21 protein-coding genes are annotated in these 17,097 nt (G+C 68.1%); 19 read left to right on the top strand and 2 right to left on the bottom strand.

All coding sequences use genetic code 11. The features are described 5' to 3' along the window. The first annotated feature begins 1 nt into the window (after window position 1). The 5 genes from BLU22_RS00105 to BLU22_RS00085 all read left to right on the top strand — a co-directional run bounded on the left by BLU22_RS00105 (window position 2) and on the right by BLU22_RS00085 (window position 3,622). A complete protein-coding gene (locus tag BLU22_RS00105) occupies window positions 2-658 on the top strand; it encodes a TRAP transporter TatT component family protein (RefSeq protein ID WP_157718951.1) in 657 nt (218 codons plus the stop codon). Window positions 659-766: 108 nt separating this feature from the next. Next, entirely contained in the window at window positions 767-1,426 is a 660-nt protein-coding gene (locus BLU22_RS00100; protein ID WP_090211185.1) for a response regulator, read from the top strand. Next, on the top strand, window positions 1,423-2,922 hold the full coding sequence (locus BLU22_RS00095) for an ATP-binding protein (protein ID WP_173867161.1): 1,500 nt from the start codon (window positions 1,423-1,425) through the stop codon (window positions 2,920-2,922). Before BLU22_RS00100 ends, BLU22_RS00095 begins: the two co-directional genes overlap by 4 nt. Window positions 2,923-2,984: 62 nt before the next feature. Next, the gene (locus BLU22_RS00090) at window positions 2,985-3,419 is read left to right on the top strand and encodes an HIT domain-containing protein (protein ID WP_090211183.1); all 435 of its coding nucleotides are present in this window, start codon (window positions 2,985-2,987) and stop codon (window positions 3,417-3,419) included. Further along, window positions 3,416-3,622, top strand: a complete 207-nt coding sequence (locus tag BLU22_RS00085) for a SlyX family protein (protein WP_090211181.1) — start codon at window positions 3,416-3,418, stop codon at window positions 3,620-3,622. Before BLU22_RS00090 ends, BLU22_RS00085 begins: the two co-directional genes overlap by 4 nt. A 58-nt stretch (window positions 3,623-3,680) precedes the next feature. Here the strand turns inward: BLU22_RS00085 and BLU22_RS15345 are convergent, their stop codons facing one another. Further along, on the bottom strand, window positions 3,681-4,334 hold the full coding sequence (locus tag BLU22_RS15345) for a cold-shock protein (RefSeq protein ID WP_090216128.1): 654 nt from the start codon (window positions 4,332-4,334) through the stop codon (window positions 3,681-3,683). Between the two features lie 264 nt (window positions 4,335-4,598). Continuing rightward, entirely contained in the window at window positions 4,599-5,069 is a 471-nt protein-coding gene (locus tag BLU22_RS00075; protein ID WP_090211180.1) for a Dps family protein, read from the bottom strand. Window positions 5,070-5,355: 286 nt separating this feature from the next. On the opposite strand from BLU22_RS00075, the gene aspS reads away from it, so the two are divergent. From aspS to queC, 14 genes are all read left to right on the top strand, one after another. Continuing rightward, a complete protein-coding gene (aspS, locus tag BLU22_RS00070; protein WP_090211178.1) occupies window positions 5,356-7,131 on the top strand; it encodes an aspartate--tRNA ligase in 1,776 nt (591 codons plus the stop codon). A gap of 90 nt (window positions 7,132-7,221) precedes the next feature. After that, a complete protein-coding gene (locus BLU22_RS00065; protein ID WP_090211175.1) occupies window positions 7,222-7,971 on the top strand; it encodes a YebC/PmpR family DNA-binding transcriptional regulator in 750 nt (249 codons plus the stop codon). Between the two features lie 140 nt (window positions 7,972-8,111). Further along, window positions 8,112-8,636 carry a crossover junction endodeoxyribonuclease RuvC gene (ruvC, locus tag BLU22_RS00060; RefSeq protein ID WP_090211174.1) on the top strand — a complete coding sequence of 175 codons (525 nt, stop codon included), beginning with the start codon at window positions 8,112-8,114 and terminating at the stop codon, window positions 8,634-8,636. Window positions 8,637-8,654: 18 nt separating this feature from the next. Continuing rightward, window positions 8,655-9,260, top strand: coding sequence for a Holliday junction branch migration protein RuvA (gene ruvA / locus BLU22_RS00055; protein WP_090211172.1), 606 nt, complete (start codon window positions 8,655-8,657; stop codon window positions 9,258-9,260). A 17-nt stretch (window positions 9,261-9,277) separates the two neighbouring features. After that, the gene (gene ruvB, locus BLU22_RS00050; protein ID WP_090211171.1) at window positions 9,278-10,327 is read left to right on the top strand and encodes a Holliday junction branch migration DNA helicase RuvB; all 1,050 of its coding nucleotides are present in this window, start codon (window positions 9,278-9,280) and stop codon (window positions 10,325-10,327) included. Window positions 10,328-10,380: 53 nt separating this feature from the next. Then, entirely contained in the window at window positions 10,381-10,824 is a 444-nt protein-coding gene (gene ybgC / locus BLU22_RS00045) for a tol-pal system-associated acyl-CoA thioesterase (protein WP_090211170.1), read from the top strand. 32 nt (window positions 10,825-10,856) lie between these two features. Next, entirely contained in the window at window positions 10,857-11,528 is a 672-nt protein-coding gene (tolQ, locus tag BLU22_RS00040) for a protein TolQ (protein WP_173867186.1), read from the top strand. A 77-nt stretch (window positions 11,529-11,605) separates the two neighbouring features. Then, window positions 11,606-12,058, top strand: coding sequence for a protein TolR (gene tolR / locus BLU22_RS00035; protein WP_090211166.1), 453 nt, complete (start codon window positions 11,606-11,608; stop codon window positions 12,056-12,058). Next, the gene (gene tolA / locus BLU22_RS00030; RefSeq protein ID WP_090211165.1) at window positions 12,055-13,095 is read left to right on the top strand and encodes a cell envelope integrity protein TolA; all 1,041 of its coding nucleotides are present in this window, start codon (window positions 12,055-12,057) and stop codon (window positions 13,093-13,095) included. The genes tolR and tolA overlap by 4 nt, the downstream gene beginning before the upstream one ends. Further along, entirely contained in the window at window positions 13,092-14,393 is a 1,302-nt protein-coding gene (tolB, locus tag BLU22_RS00025; protein ID WP_090211163.1) for a Tol-Pal system beta propeller repeat protein TolB, read from the top strand. Before tolA ends, tolB begins: the two co-directional genes overlap by 4 nt. A gap of 55 nt (window positions 14,394-14,448) precedes the next feature. Continuing rightward, window positions 14,449-14,949, top strand: coding sequence for a peptidoglycan-associated lipoprotein Pal (gene pal, locus BLU22_RS00020; RefSeq protein WP_090211161.1), 501 nt, complete (start codon window positions 14,449-14,451; stop codon window positions 14,947-14,949). A gap of 6 nt (window positions 14,950-14,955) precedes the next feature. After that, entirely contained in the window at window positions 14,956-15,756 is an 801-nt protein-coding gene (ybgF, locus tag BLU22_RS00015) for a tol-pal system protein YbgF (RefSeq protein ID WP_090211159.1), read from the top strand. A 118-nt stretch (window positions 15,757-15,874) separates the two neighbouring features. After that, window positions 15,875-16,522 (top strand): 7-carboxy-7-deazaguanine synthase QueE, encoded by a 648-nt coding sequence (gene queE / locus BLU22_RS00010; protein ID WP_090211158.1) that lies wholly within the window; start codon window positions 15,875-15,877, stop codon window positions 16,520-16,522. A 12-nt stretch (window positions 16,523-16,534) separates the two neighbouring features. Continuing rightward, a partial coding sequence (gene queC, locus BLU22_RS00005) for a 7-cyano-7-deazaguanine synthase QueC (protein WP_090211156.1) occupies window positions 16,535-17,097 on the top strand: 563 nt, incomplete at its 3' end.

Below are 17,097 nucleotides of genomic sequence, written 5' to 3'. Positions count from 1 at the left end.
GATGAACACCACCGTTCTGCGCCGCCTGCTGTGTGGCGCCGCCTTGCTGGCCAGCCTGCCGAGCTTCGCCCTGACCGATGCCGGCGCGCAGCGCCTGCAACACCTGCAGGGGCGCTGGGCACAGATCAACTACCAGCTGCCCGAACCCCAGCGCGAGGCGGCCTTCGCCAGCCTGGCCGGCGAGGCGGAGGCGGCCGTCAAGGCCGAGCCGCAGGCCGCCGAGCTGCTGGTCTGGCGCGGCATCGTCCTCAGCACCTGGGCCGGCGCCAAGGGCGGACTGGGCGCGCTGGAGCTGGTCAAGCAGGCGCGCGGCCTGTTCGAGCAGGCCATCGCCCTCGATCCCCAGGTCCTCGACGGCTCCGCCTACACCAGCCTCGGTTCGCTCTACTACCAAGTGCCGGGCTGGCCGCTGGGTTTCGGCGACGACGCCGAGGCCGAGCGGCTGCTCCAGCAGGCGCTGGCGCTCAATCCCGCCGGCATCGACCCCAACTACTTCTATGGCGATTTCCTCTGGCGCGAGAAACGCTACGCCGAGGCCGAGCAGGCCCTGCAGAAGGCGCTGGCCGCGCCGCCGCGTCCGGGCCGCGAGCTGGCCGACGCCGGGCGCCGCCGCGAGGCCGAGGCGCTGCTCGATCAGGTGCGCGCCGCGCGCCGCTGAAACCGCCGGCGCGCGGGCACGGTTGAGGTATCTTGACGCCGGGTGGTGGCGCTGGGGAGTCGCCGCCGCCCGGCGTTTTTTTCATCGGCGTGACGAGAGGAGGTGGGGATGCGGATTCTCCTGGTGGAGGACGATCCGGCGCTGGGCGAGGGCATTCGCACCGCGCTCAAGCCCGAGGGCTACACGGTGGACTGGCTGCAGGACGGCGCCAGCGCGCTGCATGCGCTGAGCCACGAGAGTTTCGACCTGTGCGTGCTGGACCTCGGTCTGCCGCGCATGGACGGTCTGGAGGTGCTGCGCCGCCTGCGCCGCGCCGACAACCCGCTGCCGGTGCTGGTGCTCACCGCCCGCGACGCCACCGCCGACCGCATCGCCGGGCTGGACGCCGGCGCCGATGACTACCTGGTCAAGCCCTTCGACGTCGCCGAGCTCAAGGCGCGCCTGCGCGCCCTGCTGCGGCGCAGCTTCGGCCGCGCGCAGCCGGCGCTGGAGTACCGCGGCATCCGCCTGGAGCCGGAAAGCCAGCAGGTGACCTTCCGCGGCGCGCCGGTCAACCTGGCGCGCAAGGAGTTCCTGCTGCTCCACGAGCTGCTCGCCCAGCCCGGACGTGTGCTGACCCGCGACCGGCTGCAGCAGGTGCTCTACGGCTGGGACGAGGAGGTGGAGAGCAACGCCCTCGAAGTCCATGTGCATCACCTGCGCAAGAAGCTGTTTCCCGAGCTGATCCGCACCGTGCGCGGGGTCGGCTACCTGGTGGACAAGGCATGAGGCTGCGCTCGATCCGCGCGCGCACCCTGGCGCTGGTGCTCGGCGTGCTGTGCCTGGCGCTGACGGTGATCTCCTGGCTCAGCTACCGCGATGCCCAGCACGAGATCGAGGAACTGTTTGATGCCCAGCTGGCGCAGACCGCGCGGCTGCTGGCCGGGATGGTCGGCGGCGACATGCCGGCGCCCGCGCTCCAGGCGCTGCAGCAGTCGCTCGACGACGCCCTGGCGGTGCAGTACGCGGCGCCGGACGAAGGCCGGCCGCTGGGCCACAAGTACGAGAGCAAGTTGGGTTTCGTGGTGTTCGATGCCCAGGGACGCAGCCTGCTGAAATCGGCCAGCGCGCCGGTCGGGGTGCTCGCCCAGCTGGTGCTGGATTTCCACCGCGGCGAGCAGGGCCACGCCCACGCCGAGGGCGAGTCGCTGGCTGCCCTCGGTCCTTACCTGGCCGGCTATCACACGGCGCCGCTGGAGGGTCGCCACTGGCGGCTGTTCATGCTCCACGACCGCCACGACGACCTCTGGGTGCTGGTCGCCGAGCGCGAGGACGTGCGCGGCGAGCTGGTCGGCAAGATCACCCTGCGCAGCCTGCTGCCCGATCTGATCGGCCTGCCGCTGCTGGCCCTGCTGGTCTGGTCGGCGATCGGCCTGGGCTTGCGCCCGTTGCGGCGCATGGCGCAGTCGATCAAGGCACGCGATGCGGAGAATCTCGCGCCGCTGACCCTGGCGCCGCTGCCCCAGGAGCTGGAGCCGATGGTCGCCGCACTCAATCGCTTGCTGCTGCAGGTCACCCAGTTGCTGGAGCGCGAACGACGCTTCCTCGCCGACGCCGCCCATGAGCTGCGCACGCCGCTGGCGGTGCTGCGCATCCACGCCGAGAACGCCCTGGAAGCGCCCGATCCCGCCGACCGCGAGGCGGCGCTGCGCCAACTGGTCGGTGGGGTTGAGCGGGCCACGCGGGTGGTCACCCAGCTGCTCACCCTAGCGCGTCTGGAGCCCGAGGGCGGGCTGGGCGCGCCGGGCGAGCTGGACCTGCTGCCCTGGCTGCGCGGCGAGCTGGCCGAGCTGATTCCGCTGGCGCTGGCGCGCGGCCAGGAGCTGAGCCTGGAGGTCGACGAGGGCGCGGACTACCGCCTGCAGGCCGACGCGCCGAGCCTCGGCACGCTGTTGCAGAACCTGGTGGGCAACGCCGTGCAGTACACCCCGGCGGGCGGCTGCATCCGCGTCCGCCTGCAGGCCGAGGCGCAGCGCGTCGGCCTGACGGTGGCCGACAGCGGCCCGGGGGTGCCGGTCGAGCAGCGCGAGCCGCTGTTCCGCCGCTTCTACCGCCAGGGCGGCGGGCCGGGTGCCGGGCTGGGGCTGTCCATCGTGCAGCGCATCGTCGAGCTGCACGGCGGCGAGATCCGCCTGGACGACTCGCCGCTGGGCGGTCTGGCGGTCGAGGTCTGGCTGCCGCGCGCCGCCCGTCGGCCAGTCGGGCGTCAGGCTGTGGCAAACTGAGCGACCTGTACCAAGCTCCGGGTAACCGGATGCCCACTGTCTTTGTCGAAGGAGCTGCCGCCATGTTCGTCCTCGATCCCCGTCTTGCCCAGGACACCCTGCACATCGGCGATTTCCCGCTGTGCCGGCTGTTGCTGATGAACGACGCCAACTATCCCTGGTTCATCCTGGTGCCGCGCCGCGAGGAGGTCAGCGAGCTGTTCCAGCTCGACGCGGCCGACCAGCGCTCGCTGCTGCGCGAGACCAGCCTGCTGGCCGAAGTCATCAAGGACACCTTCAAGGCCGACAAGATGAACATCGCCACCCTCGGCAACGTGGTCGCCCAGCTGCACATGCATGTGGTCGCGCGGCGCCGCAACGATGCCTCCTGGCCTGCGCCGGTATGGGGCCGGCATCCGGCGCAGCCCTACACCGAGGATCTGCTCAGCGAACTGCGCGCCAAGCTGCGGCTGGTGCTGACCTCCGAGGACTTCCGTTTCGCGGCGGAGCCGGTATGAGCCTGGAACTGCGCGTCACCGAACTGGAAACCCGCCTGGCCTTTCAGGACGATGCCCTGCAACAGCTGAGCGACGAGCTGCTGGTGCAGAGCCGGCTGATCGAGCGTCTGCAGCGGCAGATCGAGGTGCTGGCCTCGCGGCAGGCCGAACTGGTCGAGCAGGTCGGCAACGCCGACGACGAGGCGCCGCCGCCGCACTACTGAGCCTTGCGCAGAAACGACGACCCCGCCGGATGGCGGGGTCGTCGTTTCCGGGCCGGCTTCAGCGCCAGTCGGGATTCTCGTCGGTGACGTCCTCGGCCTGCAGCCCCTTGTCGCGCATCACCACGCTGAACTCCACCCGCTGCCCCTCGACCAGTACGCGATGCCCCTCGCCGCGGATGGCGCGGAAGTGGACGAAGATGTCTTCGCCGTCGTCGCGGGAGATGAAGCCGAAGCCCTTCGAGGTGTTGAACCACTTCACCGTGCCGGTTTCCCGCACGGCGTTGCCGGCGGCGCGCGGCGCGGCCGGCCGGGGGCTGGCGACCGGCTTGTGCGCGGCGCGCGGCGCCGGCTGCGGCTGGCTCTGGGCGGCGGGCTCAAGGGGCAGGCTGGGCAGCAGTTGCAGCAGGCTGGCCAGCGCCAGGGCGCCGAGGCTGGCCAGCACCGCCGGCAGGCCGGCCACCTGCTCCAGCGGCAGCAGCAGGCTGGCGGCCTGGATCAGCGCGGCGAGGATCAGCAGGGCGCTGGCCCAGGGCTGCAGGCGCGCGCGCCGGGTGGCGGCGAAGGGGGCGACCAGCAGGTTGGCCACGCCGATGAAGGCCAGGTGCAGGGCCGCCGGCTGCTGCAGCCAGGGCAGCGCCTCGCCGCGCAGGCTGGGGACGAAGGACAGCAGCAGGGCAGCCGCACCGCCGAGCAGATGAAGGGGTTTGAGAATGCTCAATGAACTCACCTTGATGACAAAAAAGACACGGATAGCGTCCGGGCATGACGGCAGGCGAAGGGGGCAAGCAGGGGATACGCCATGGCGTACGGATCGAGCCGGACGGCGGGTCGCACCCGGCGGTATGCAGGCGGAAGGCGGGGCGACGACGCGGGCGGTATTTAACCGTAAAGAGGGCGGTGTCTCAATTGCGCGCTGTTGCAGAAAATGGCGAGCGAGGCGGGCGGGGCCGGCAGTGCAGGTGCCGGCCCGCGGGGATCAGCCTTCCAGCAGGCTGCGCAGCATCCAGGCGGTCTTCTCGTGGACCTGCATGCGCTGGGTCAGCAGGTCGGCGGTCGGCTCGTCGCTGACCTTGTCGACCAGCGGGAAGATGCCGCGTGCGGTGCGCACCACCGCTTCCTGCCCCTGAACCAGCAGCGTGATCATCTCCTGGGCGCTGGGCACGCCTTCCTCTTCCTTGATCGAGGACAGGCGCGCGTAGGCGGCGTAGGTGCCCGGCGCCGGGAAGCCCAGGGCGCGGATGCGCTCGGCGATCAGGTCGACCGCCAGGGCCAGCTCGTTGTACTGCGCCTCGAACATCAGGTGCAGGGTGTTGAACATCGGCCCGGTGACGTTCCAGTGGAAGTTGTGGGTCTTCAGGTACAGGGTGTAGGTGTCGGCCAGCAGGCGCGACAGGCCTTCGGCGATGGCGGCGCGGTCCTGTTCGGTGATGCCGATATCGATCTGCATGGGGTTCTCCTTTTGCTGTGCAGTCTGACCTCGATGACCCAGAGCCTAACATGAGCGCCAGGCGCCCGGGGACGACGATGGTGGCCGGCGCGCGGTCGCCGTGGCGCCCGGGGCCACGCTGCGCCGGGCGGATTTTTCAGGCTATAATCGCCGCCCTTTACGATGCACGGACTGTCGTCGCGCACCCGCCTGTGGCGCGGCGGCGGCCGTGGCGGCAGCGCTCGGGCAACGAGCACGCAGCCCGCCCCGCGCAACCCACGACCGACTCTTGAGAAGCGAACCGACCATGATGCGCAGCCACTATTGCGGCCAACTCAACGAAAGCCTGGACGGCCAGGAAGTCACCCTGTGCGGCTGGGTCCATCGCCGTCGCGACCACGGCGGGGTGATCTTCCTCGACATCCGCGACCGTGAAGGTCTGGCCCAGGTGGTGTTCGATCCGGATCGCGCCGAGACCTTCGCCAAGGCCGACCGCGTGCGCAGCGAGTACGTGGTGAAGATCGTCGGCAAGGTGCGCCTGCGCCCCGAAGGCGCGCGCAACGCCAACATGGCCAGCGGCGCCATCGAGGTGCTCGGCTACGAGCTGGAAGTGCTCAACGAGGCCGAGACCCCGCCGTTCCCGCTCAACGAGTACACCGACGTCGGCGAGGAAACCCGCCTGCGCTACCGCTTCATCGACCTGCGCCGCCCGGAGATGGCCGAGAAGCTCAAGCTGCGCTCGCGCATCACCAGCAGCATCCGCCGTTACCTGGACGACAACGGCTTCCTCGACGTCGAGACGCCGATCCTCACCCGCGCCACCCCGGAAGGCGCGCGCGACTACCTGGTGCCGAGCCGCACCCACGCCGGCAGCTTCTTCGCCCTGCCGCAGTCGCCGCAGCTGTTCAAGCAGCTGTTGATGGTCGCCGGCTTCGACCGCTACTACCAGATCGCCAAGTGCTTCCGCGACGAGGACCTGCGCGCCGACCGCCAGCCGGAATTCACCCAGATCGACCTCGAGACCAGCTTCCTCGACGAAGCCGACATCATGGGCCTGACCGAGACCATGGTGCGCAACCTGTTCAAGGAAGTGCTGGACGTCGAGTTCGGTACGCTTCCGCACATGACCCTGGCCGAGGCCATGCGCCGCTACGGCTCGGACAAGCCTGACCTGCGCATCCCGCTGGAGCTGGTCGACGTCGAGGACCAGCTCAAGGACGTCGAGTTCAAGGTGTTCGCCGGCCCGGCCAACGATCCCAAGTGCCGCGTCACCGCCCTGCGCGTACCGGGCGGCGCGAGCATGCCGCGCAAGCAGATCGACGACTACACCAAGTTCGTCGGCATCTATGGTGCCAAGGGCCTGGCCTACATCAAGGTCAATGAGCGTGCCGCCGGCGTCGAGGGCCTGCAGTCGCCGATCGTCAAGAACATCCCGCTGGACAACATCAACGTGATCCTCGATCGCGTCGGTGCGGTCGATGGCGACATCGTGTTCTTCGGCGCCGACAAGGCCAAGATCGTTTCCGAGGCGCTCGGCGCCCTGCGCGTCAAGCTCGGTCACGACCTCAACCTGCTGACCTGCGAATGGGCCCCGCTGTGGGTGGTCGACTTCCCGATGTTCGAGGAAAACGACGACGGCAGCCTGACCGCCATGCACCACCCGTTCACCGCGCCCAAGTGCAGCCCGGAGGAGCTGGAGGCCAACCCGGCCGCCGCGCTGTCGCGCGCCTACGACATGGTGCTCAACGGCACCGAGCTGGGCGGCGGTTCGATCCGCATCCACAGCAAGGAAATGCAGCAGGCGGTGTTCCGCGTGCTCGGCATCAGCGAGGAAGAGCAGCAGGAGAAGTTCGGCTTCCTGCTCGACGCCCTGAAGTTCGGTGCGCCGCCGCACGGTGGCCTGGCCTTCGGCCTGGACCGTCTGGTGATGCTGATGACCGGCGCCAGCTCGATCCGCGAAGTGATCGCCTTCCCGAAAACCCAGAGCGCCGCCTGCGTGATGACCCAGGCGCCGGGCGTTGTCGACGCCAAGCAGCTGCGCGAGCTGAACATTCGCCTGCGCGAGCAACCCAAGGCCGAATAAGCCGACCCACAGGAGCCTGGTTATGCCAGGCTCCTTCAGTTATGGGGCGGCAAAAGCACAAGAATCACCAGAAACACGACGGAGAGAGTCATGGCAGGTCATTCCAAATGGGCCAACATCAAGCACCGCAAGGAGCGCCAGGACGCCAAGCGCGGCAAGATCTTCACCAAGCTGATTCGTGAGCTGACCGTCGCGGCCAAGCACGGCGGCGGCGTGCCGGCGGACAACCCGCGCCTGCGTCTGGCGGTGGACAAGGCGCTGACCGCCAACATGACCCGCGACACCATCGATCGCGCCATCGCCCGCGGTGCCGGCTCCAACGAAGCCGACAACATGACCGAACTGAGCTACGAGGGCTATGCGCCGAGCGGCGTGGCGATCATCGTCGAGGCGATGACCGACAACCGCAACCGCACCGCCGCCGAAGTGCGCCACGCCTTCAGCAAGTGCGGCGGCAACCTCGGCACCGACGGCTCGGTGGCCTACATGTTCGACCGCAAGGGGCAGATCAGCTTCGCTCCGGGCGTCGACGAGGACGCGCTGATGGAGGCGGCGATGGAGGCCGGCGCCGACGACATCGTCACCAACGACGACGGCTCGGTCGACGTGTTCACCAGCTTCGCCGACTTCCACGCGGTCAACGAGGCGCTGGCCGCCGCCGGCTTCAAGGGCGACGAGGCCGAGGTGGCGATGATCCCGTCGATCAGCGCGCCGGTCGCCGACTTGGAAACTGCGCAGAAGGTGCTCAAGCTGATCGACATGCTGGAAGACCTCGACGACGTGCAGAACGTCTACCACAACGCCGAGATCCCCGACGAGATCATGGAGCAGCTGGGCTGACGGTCCGAGCCTGCTCGCTGTGGAACGGGCCGGTCGCGGGGTGTCCTGCGGCCGGCCCGCGCGTTTCCGGGGGTGCGTGACGTGCCCCCGGCGCCCCCGTATACTCGCCGCTCTGGATAAATGAACAGTATGGGCGTGGCATGACCCTGATCCTCGGCATCGACCCCGGCTCGCGTATTACCGGCTACGGCGTGGTGCGCGACACCGGGCGCGGCTGCGAATACGTCGCCTCCGGCTGCATCCGCACCGGCGACGGGCCGCTGCCCGAGCGGCTGCAGAAGGTCTACCGCGGGGTGCGCGAGGTGATCCGCCTGCACGGCCCGGTGATGATGGGCATCGAGCAGGTGTTCATGTCGCGCAACGCCGATTCGGCGCTCAAGCTCGGCCAGGCGCGCGGCGCGGCGATCGTCGCCGCGGTGGAGGAGGGGCTGTCGGTCGACGAGTACACCGCCAGCCAGGTCAAGCAGGCCATCGCCGGCAGCGGCGGCGCCGCCAAGGAGCAGGTGCAGCTGATGGTCATGCACCTGCTCAAGCTGGTGCAGAAGCCGCAGATCGATGCCTCCGACGCCCTGGCCATCGCCCTGTGTCACGCCCATCATCGGCAGAGCCTGATTCCCCACGGGCTGGCCACCGCGCGCCGGCGCGGTGGGCGACTGCGTTTCTGACTTCAAGGACAGCACAGCATGATCGGACGCCTGCGTGGCACCCTGGCGGAAAAGCAGCCGCCGCACCTGCTGGTCGACGTCGGTGGCGTCGGCTATGAACTGGAGATGCCGCTGAGCAGCCTCTACCGTCTGCCGGCGCTCGGCGAGGCGGTGACCCTGCACACCCATCTGGTGGTGCGCGAGGACGCCCACCTGCTCTACGGCTTCGCCGAGAAGCGCGAGCGCGAGCTGTTCCGCGAGCTGATCCGCCTCAACGGCGTCGGCCCCAAGCTGGCGCTGGCGCTGATGTCGGCGCTGGAGGTGGACGAGCTGGTGCGCTGCGTGCAGAACGAGGACATCAAGGCGCTGACCCGGGTGCCGGGGGTCGGCAAGAAGACCGCCGAGCGCCTGCTGGTCGAGCTCAAGGACCGCTTCAAGGCCTGGGACGGTCTTTCGTCGCTACCGCTGCCGGCCCAGGAACCGCTGCGGGTGGCCACGGTCTCAAGCGCCGAGAGCGACGCGGTCAGCGCCCTGGTGGCGCTCGGCTTCAAGCCGGCGGAGGCCAGCCGGGCCGTGGCCCTGGTGCTGGAGGACGGTCTGTCCAGCGAAGAACTGATCCGCCGTGCCCTCAAGGGCATGGCCTGAGCCTGTGGTGAACGTCCATGATTGAAGCCGACCGCCTGGTCGCCGCCACGCCGCGCGAGCGCGAGGAGCAGCAGGACCGGGCCATCCGCCCGCTGAAGCTGGCCGAATACATCGGCCAGCCGGTGGTGCGCGAGCAGATGGAGCTGTTCATCCAGGCCGCGCGCGGGCGCAGCGAGGCGCTCGACCACACATTGATCTTCGGCCCGCCGGGGCTGGGCAAGACCACCCTGGCCAACATCATCGCCCAGGAGATGGGCGTGTCGATCAAGAGTACCTCGGGGCCGGTGCTGGAGCGTCCGGGCGATCTGGCCGCGCTGCTCACCAACCTGGAGCCGGGCGACGTGCTGTTCGTCGACGAGATCCATCGCCTGTCGCCGGTGGTCGAGGAAGTGCTCTATCCGGCGATGGAGGACTACCAGCTGGACATCATGATCGGCGAGGGGCCGGCGGCGCGTTCGATCAAGCTCGACCTGCCGCCCTTCACCCTGATCGGCGCCACCACCCGCGCCGGGATGCTGACCAACCCGCTGCGTGACCGCTTCGGCATCATCCAGCGTCTGGAGTTCTACAGCGTCGACGACCTGGCGACCATCGTCGGGCGTTCGGCGGCGATCCTCGGCCTGCCCGTGGATGCCGCCGGTTCCTTCGAGATCGCCCGCCGTGCGCGCGGCACGCCGCGCATCGCCAACCGCCTGCTGCGCCGGGTGCGCGACTATGCCGAGGTGCGCGGCCAGGGGCAGATCAGCCGCGAGATCGCCGACCGCGCGCTGGACATGCTGGACATCGACGCCCACGGCTTCGATCACCAGGACCGCCGCCTGCTGCTGACCATGATCGACAAGTTCGACGGCGGGCCGGTGGGCATCGACAACCTGTCGGCGGCGATCGGCGAGGAGCGCCACACCATCGAGGACGTGCTCGAACCCTACCTGATCCAGCAGGGCTACATCATGCGCACCCCGCGCGGACGGGTGGTGACCCGGCATGCCTACCTGCATTTCGGCCTGAACGTGCCGGGGCGCCTCGGCGAGGCGTTGCAGAGCGGTCCGCCGGCGTTCGACGAGTGACACAAAAAATACTTGCCAGGCCCGTTGGCAAGCCGAGGAGCCAAGACTAGAGTATGCGCGCGCAACACGAGAGCCAGCCGTTCAGCCATCCCTGTCGGGTCTACTACGAGGACACCGACGCCGGCGGCGTCGTCTATTACGTCAACTATCTCAAGTTCATGGAGCGGGCTCGCACCGAATGGTTGCGTGCACTGGGCTTCGCCCAGTCGCAGCTGGCGGTGGAGGGCCTGCTGTTTGTCGTGCATTCGGTCGAGGCCCGCTATCTGGCTCCGGCGCGACTGGACGACGCGTTGACGGTGAGCGTCGAGGTTCGCCAGGCGAACCGTGCCAGTCTGCGCCTGCATCAGCAGGTGCGCCGGCAGGGCGACGCGGCACTGCTCTGTGAGGGATGGGTCACGGTGGCCTGTGTGCGCGCCGACAGTTTCAAACCCCGGGCCATTCCCGATGCGCTGCGTTCGGCCATCGCCGGCGCGGGACTATTTCCTGCAGGAGAGTAAGCGTGGAAGCCAACGCCGTTGCCGTTGACCATATGTCGATGTGGAGCCTGATCAGCAATGCCAGTGTCGTGGTGCAACTGGTGATGCTGATTCTGGTGGCCGCCTCGGTCACCTCGTGGATCATGATCTTCCAGCGCAGCAACCTGCTGCGCGCCGCGAAGAAGGGGCTGGACAATTTCGAGGAGCGCTTCTGGTCGGGCATCGACCTGTCCAAGCTGTACCGCCAGGCCGGCAGCAACCCGGACCCCGATTCCGGTCCCGAGCAGATCTTCCGTGCCGGCTTCAAGGAGTTCTCCCGCCTGCGCCAGCAGCCGGGCGTCGATCCGGACGCGGTGATGGACGGCGTCAACCGCGCCATGCGCGTGGCCATCTCCCGCGAGGAAGAAAAGCTCGAACAGAGCCTGCCGTTCCTTGCCACCGTCGGCTCCACCAGCCCGTACATCGGCCTGTTCGGCACCGTCTGGGGGATCATGAACTCGTTCCGCGGCCTGGCCCAGGTCCAGCAGGCGACCCTGGCGACCGTGGCGCCGGGTATCGCCGAGGCGCTGATCGCCACCGCCATCGGCCTGTTCGCCGCCATCCCGGCGGTGATCGCCTACAACCGCTTCTCGGCCCGCGGCGAGATGCTGATCGGCCGCTACTACACCTTCGCCGACGAATTCCAGGCCATCCTGCACCGCAAGGTGCACACCAGCGACGATTGATGCCGTCCCGCCAGTCTCCCGTCCGTGCCGGATCGGGAGACTGGCGGACCAGGTTTTCCGACAGGTTCGATTAAGACATGGCCAGAATTCGTAACAGACGCAAGCCGGTCGCCGAGATGAACGTCGTGCCCTACATCGACGTCATGCTGGTGCTGCTGGTGATCTTCATGGTGACCGCGCCGATGCTCAACCAGGGGGTCAAGGTCGATCTGCCCAAGGTGAGCAGCGAAGCGCTGCCGCAGGACAATAACGCCCAGGTGCTGACCATTTCCATCAAGGCGGACAAGACCTACTACTGGAACATGGGCAGCGAGGTCGACACCGATACCGTGCAGGACACCGCGCTGACCCTGGAACAGATGACCCGCGCGGTCACCGCGATCATGAACCAGAACCGCAGCCAGGGTAAGCAGGTGCAGGTGTTCGTGCGCGGCGACAAGGCGGTCGACTACGGCTCGGTGATGGCGGCGATGGGCGGCCTGCAGCAGGCCGGCGTCGGCAACGTCGGGCTGATTACCGAGGCGCCCTGATGCAACAGCACGAGCGTTCGTCCTCGGAAAGCTATTTCTGGCCGACCATCTGGGCGGTCGGCCTGCATGCGCTGATCTTCGCCACGCTGTTCGTCAGCTTTGCGATGACGCCCGAGCTGCCGCCGTCGCGGCCGGTGGTGCAGGCGACCCTGTACCAGCTCAAGTCGCAGAGCCAGGCCACGGTACAGACCAACCAGAAGATCGCCGGCGAATCCCAGCGCACGGCCGCTCCGCAGTACGAGACCGAGCAGCTTGAGCAGCGCAAGATCGAGCAGCAGCGCCAGGCCGCGGCGGCCAAGGCGGCCGAGCAGAAGCAGGCCGAAGCGGCCAAGGCGGCGCAGGCCAAGGCCGCCGAGGCGCAGAAGCAGCGTGAGGCCGCGGCGGCGAAAGCCAAGGCCGAGGCGGAGAAGAAAGCCGCCGAGCAGAAGCAGCAGGCCGAGATCGCCAAGAAGAAGGCGGCCGAGGAGGCAGCGAAGAAGAAAGCTGCCGAAGAGGCTGCCAAGAAGAAGGCCGCCGACGAAGCCGCGAAGAAAAAGGCCGCCGAAGAAGCGGCGAAAAAGAAAGCCGCCGAGGAGGCTGCCAGGAAGAAGGCTGCCGAGGACGCCAAGAAGAAAGCGGCCGCCGAGGCGGCATCGCGGGCGCGCAAGGCCGAGGAAGACAAGAAGGCCGCCGCGCTGGCCGAGCTGCTCTCCGACAGCGTCGAGCGCCAGCAGGCGCTGGCCGACACGGTCGGTGATCAGGTCGCCGGCAATCTGGACGACCTGATCATCATGCTGGTCAGCCAGCAGTGGCGCCGGCCGCCCTCGGCGCGCAACGGCATGAGCGTGGAGGTCACCATCCAGATGCTGCCCGACGGCACCATCACCAATGCCAGCGTGACCCGCTCAAGCGGCGATCTGCCGTTCGACAATTCGGCTGCGGCCGCCGTGCGCAACGTCGGCCGTATCCCGGAAATGCAGCAACTGGACCGTGCGACCTTCGACCGGATGTACCGTCAGCGTCGCGTCATCTTCAAACCGGAGGACTTGAGCCTGTGAACACCCTGATTCGCCTGGCCATGCTGGGCCTGCTGCTGCTCGCCGGCGTGGCCAAGGCAGCCGACCCGCTGGTGATTTCCAGCGGCACCGACCGTGCCATCCCGATTGCCGTGGTGCCCTTCGGCGGCCCGGGCGGCGCCGTGCTGCCCGAGAACATGGCCGAGATCATTGGCAACGACCTGCGCAATTCCGGCTATTTCGAGCCGATTCCGCCGCAGAACATGATCAGCCAGCCGAGCCAGGCCAGCGAAGTCATCTACCGCGACTGGAAGGCCCTCGGCGCCCAGTACCTGCTGGTCGGCAACGTGGTCGCTGGCGGCGCCGGCCTGCAGATCCAGTACGCCCTGTTCAACGTCACCACCGAGCAGCAGATGCTCACCGGCAGCGTCGGCGGCAGCACCGCGCAGTTGCGCGACATGGCGCACTTCATCGCCGACCAGTCGTTCGAGAAGCTCACCGGCATCAAGGGGGCGTTCTCCACCAAGCTGCTCTACGTCACCGCCGAGCGCTTCGCGGCCAACAATACCCGCTACACCCTGCAGCGCTCCGACTACGACGGCGCCCGCGCGGTGACCCTGCTGCAGTCGCGCGAGCCGATCCTCTCGCCGAGCTTCGCTCCGGATGGCCGGCGCATCGCCTACGTGTCCTTCGAGCAGCGCCGCCCGCGGATCTTCGTGCAGCACATCGACACCGGCCGCCGCGAGCAGATCACCAACTTCGAGGGCCTCAACGGCGCTCCGGCCTGGTCGCCGGACGGCAGCCGCCTGGCCTTCGTGCTGTCGCGCGACGGCAACCCGGAGATCTACGTGATGGACATGGGCAGCCGCCAGGTGCGTCGGGTCACCAATCATCTGGCCATCGATACCGAACCCTTCTGGGGCAAGGACGGCCAGACCATCTACTTCACCTCCGATCGCGGCGGCAAGCCGCAGATCTACAAGACCAACATCAATTCCGGGGCGGCCGAGCGGGTGACCTTCGTCGGCAACTACAACGCCAACCCGAAGCTGTCGGCGGATGAGAAGACCCTGGTGATGATCCACCGTCAGGACGGCTTCACCGTGTTCCGCGTAGCGGCCCAGGATCTGGTGCGCGGCAGCCTGCGAGTGCTGTCGGCGCAGACCAGTCTGGACGAGTCGCCCACTGTCGCGCCCAATGGGGCCATGCTAATCTACGCCACCCGCCAGCAGGGCAGGGGAGTCTTGATGCTCGTGTCCACCAACGGCCGAGTGAGGCTCCCGCTTCCTGTCGCTCAAGGCGAAGTCCGAGAGCCATCCTGGTCCCCTTACCTGAACTGACGCGGTTGCCAACTGTTGTATCAAAAAACACCAATGGGGTTTTAGGAGTTACATGATGGAAATGCTGAAATTCGGCAAATTTGCTGCGCTGACCCTGGCCATGGCTGTCGCCGTCGGCTGTTCCTCCAAGGGCGGCGACGCTTCGGGCGAGGGTGCTGTTGACCCGAACGCCGGCTACGGCGCCAATGCCGGTGCCGTCGACGGCAGCCTGAACAGCGAAGAGGCCGCCCTGCGTGCCATCACCACCTTCTACTTCGAGTACGACAGCTCCGACCTGAAGCCGGAAGCCATGCGCGCTCTGGACGTCCACGCTCGCGACCTGCAGGCCAACGGCGCTCGCGTCGTCCTGGAAGGCCACGCCGACGAGCGCGGTACCCGCGAGTACAACATGGCACTGGGCGAGCGTCGCGCCAAGGCTGTGCAGCGTTACCTGGTGCTGCAGGGCGTGTCCCCGGCCCAGCTGGAGCTGGTGTCCTACGGCGAAGAGCGTCCGGTGGTCATGGGCAGCAGCGAAGAGTCCTGGGCTCAGAACCGTCGCGTCGAACTGCGGAAGTAAGCCGTCATGCGTAAGTCCTCCCGCGTTCTCGCCCTGCTGACCCTGGTCGCGCCGCTGGCGTGCTGGGCCCAGCAGGTGCCGGTCACTGATGTCCAGGGCGGCTATGCTCCGCCTGCCGGCTATGGTGCGGCGGGAGGTGCTTACGCCGGTGGCGCGGCAACGCCCACCTCGGCTCAAGGCGAGCTCTTCCTGCAGCTGCAGCAGCTGCAGGAAGAGGTTGCCCGCCTGCGCGGCACCCTGGAAGAGCAGCAGTACGAAATCCAGCGTCTCAAGCAGGAAAGCCTCGAGCGCTATCAGGATCTCGACGGGCGTCTGGCCGGTGCGGCCCAGGCTCCGGCGTCGGCTCCCGTTGCGCCTGCGGCGAACGCTCCGGCCGCCCAGGCCGGTACCCCGGCAGCGGCCATGCCGCCGGCCAGTGCGACTCCTGGCGATCCGGCCAAGGAGAAGCTGTTCTACGATGCGGCCTTCGACCTGATCAAGGCGAAGGATTTCGCCAAGGCCGACCAGGCCTTCAGCGCATTCCTGCGCAAGTATCCCAGCAGCCAGTACTCGGCGAATGCGCAGTACTGGCTGGGCGAAGTCAAGCTGGCGCAGGGCGACCTGCAGGGCGCCGGCCAGGCCTTCGCCCGTGTCAGTCAGGCGTATCCGGACCATCAGAAGGTGGCCGACTCGCTGTACAAGCTCGGCGACGTCGAGCGCCGTCTCGGCAATCTCGACAGGGCGCGTGCCGTTCTCCAGCAGGTCGTCGCCCAGTATCCCGGCACTTCGGCCGCCCAGCTGGCCCAGCGCGAGCTGGGTCGTCTCTGATCCTGGCCGTATCGACAGAACCCGCGCCCGGCGCGGGTTTTTTCGTTAGACTTGCCGGTTCTTTTCCATCCTCTGCAACGGAGGCGGATGGCCTGTTTCGCCATCACGCCCGGGGCTTATGAACCAGACACTACGCATCACCGAAATCTTCTATTCGCTGCAGGGCGAGACCCGCAGCGCCGGCCTGCCGACCGTGTTCGTGCGTCTCACCGGTTGCCCGCTGCGCTGCCAGTACTGCGATACCGCCTACGCCTTCAGCGGGGGCGAGATCATGACGCTCGAGGAGATTCTCGCCCAGGTCGCCGGTTACCGGCCGCGCTACGTATGCGTGACCGGAGGCGAGCCGCTGGCCCAGCCCAACTGCATCGCGCTGCTGACGGCGCTGTGCGATGCCGGCTACGAGGTGTCGCTGGAGACCAGCGGCGCGCTGGATATCGCACCGGTGGATGTCCGCGTCAGTCGGGTGGTCGACCTGAAGACTCCGGGCTCCGCCGAGGTCGGCCGCAACCGCTACGAGAACATGGCCGAGCTGACCCGCAACGATCAGGTCAAGTTCGTCGCCTGCTCGCGCGAGGACTACGACTGGGCGGTCTCCAAGATCATCGAGTACCGCCTCGATGCGCGCGCCGGCGAAGTGCTGATGTCGCCCAGCCACAAGGAGCTGGATGCGCGCACGCTGGCCGACTGGATCGTTGCCGACAACCTGCCGGTGCGCATGCAGCTGCAGCTGCACAAGTACCTGTGGAACGACGAACCCGGTCACTGAGGAGAGGACAGCATGAGCGAGAAGAAAGCGGTGATCCTGCTCTCCGGCGGGCTCGATTCGGCCACCGTCTTGGCCATGGCGCGCGCCGAAGGCTACGCCTGCTACACCATGAGCTTCGACTACGGCCAGCGTCATCGCGCCGAGCTGCAGGCCGCCGAACGGGTGGCGTGCCAGCTTGGCGCGGTGGAGCACAAGGTGGTCGGTATCGATCTCAACGGCATCGGCGGCTCGGCGCTGACCGACAGCAGTATCGCCGTGCCGGAGGGCGAGTCGTCGGGCGCTGGCGTCCCGGTCACCTATGTGCCGGCGCGCAACACCCTGTTCCTGTCCCTGGCGCTCGGCTGGGCCGAAGTGCTGCAGGCGGGCGACATCTTCATCGGGGTCAATGCGGTGGACTATTCGGGATATCCGGACTGCCGCCCCGAGTTCGTCGAGGCCTTCGAGCGGCTGGCCAATCTGGCCACCCGGGCGGGCACCGAGGGCGAGGGTTTCCGCATCCGTGCGCCGTTGCAGCACCTGTCCAAGGCGGCGATCATCCACGCCGGACTGGCGCATGGCGTCGACTATGCGCTGAC

This window comes from Pseudomonas guangdongensis, assembly GCF_900105885.1.
Classification (GTDB): domain Bacteria; phylum Pseudomonadota; class Gammaproteobacteria; order Pseudomonadales; family Pseudomonadaceae; genus Geopseudomonas; species Geopseudomonas guangdongensis.
Note: the sequence above shows the minus strand (reverse complement) of the source record. Positions and strands in the feature narration are given on the sequence as shown.

Bases quoted from the DNA above. Each gene is read 5' to 3' on its own strand.
- tolR (WP_090211166.1), top strand. From the start codon at position 11,606: ATGGCCAGAATTCGTAACAGACGCAAGCCGGTCGCCGAGATGAACGTC.
- queE (WP_090211158.1), top strand. From the start codon at position 15,875: ATGAACCAGACACTACGCATCACCGAAATCTTCTATTCGCTGCAGGGC.
- BLU22_RS00105 (WP_157718951.1), top strand. From the start codon at position 2: ATGAACACCACCGTTCTGCGCCGCCTGCTGTGTGGCGCCGCCTTGCTG.
- BLU22_RS00065 (WP_090211175.1), top strand. From the start codon at position 7,222: ATGGCAGGTCATTCCAAATGGGCCAACATCAAGCACCGCAAGGAGCGC.
- ruvC (WP_090211174.1), top strand. From the start codon at position 8,112: ATGACCCTGATCCTCGGCATCGACCCCGGCTCGCGTATTACCGGCTAC.
- BLU22_RS00095 (WP_173867161.1), top strand. From the start codon at position 1,423: ATGAGGCTGCGCTCGATCCGCGCGCGCACCCTGGCGCTGGTGCTCGGC.
- BLU22_RS00100 (WP_090211185.1), top strand. From the start codon at position 767: ATGCGGATTCTCCTGGTGGAGGACGATCCGGCGCTGGGCGAGGGCATT.
- ruvB (WP_090211171.1), top strand. From the start codon at position 9,278: ATGATTGAAGCCGACCGCCTGGTCGCCGCCACGCCGCGCGAGCGCGAG.
- aspS (WP_090211178.1), top strand. From the start codon at position 5,356: ATGATGCGCAGCCACTATTGCGGCCAACTCAACGAAAGCCTGGACGGC.
- BLU22_RS00090 (WP_090211183.1), top strand. From the start codon at position 2,985: ATGTTCGTCCTCGATCCCCGTCTTGCCCAGGACACCCTGCACATCGGC.
- BLU22_RS00085 (WP_090211181.1), top strand. From the start codon at position 3,416: ATGAGCCTGGAACTGCGCGTCACCGAACTGGAAACCCGCCTGGCCTTT.
- ybgC (WP_090211170.1), top strand. From the start codon at position 10,381: ATGCGCGCGCAACACGAGAGCCAGCCGTTCAGCCATCCCTGTCGGGTC.
- ruvA (WP_090211172.1), top strand. From the start codon at position 8,655: ATGATCGGACGCCTGCGTGGCACCCTGGCGGAAAAGCAGCCGCCGCAC.
- pal (WP_090211161.1), top strand. From the start codon at position 14,449: ATGGAAATGCTGAAATTCGGCAAATTTGCTGCGCTGACCCTGGCCATG.
- ybgF (WP_090211159.1), top strand. From the start codon at position 14,956: ATGCGTAAGTCCTCCCGCGTTCTCGCCCTGCTGACCCTGGTCGCGCCG.
- tolQ (WP_173867186.1), top strand. From the start codon at position 10,857: ATGTCGATGTGGAGCCTGATCAGCAATGCCAGTGTCGTGGTGCAACTG.
- BLU22_RS00075 (WP_090211180.1), bottom strand. From the start codon at position 5,069: ATGCAGATCGATATCGGCATCACCGAACAGGACCGCGCCGCCATCGCC.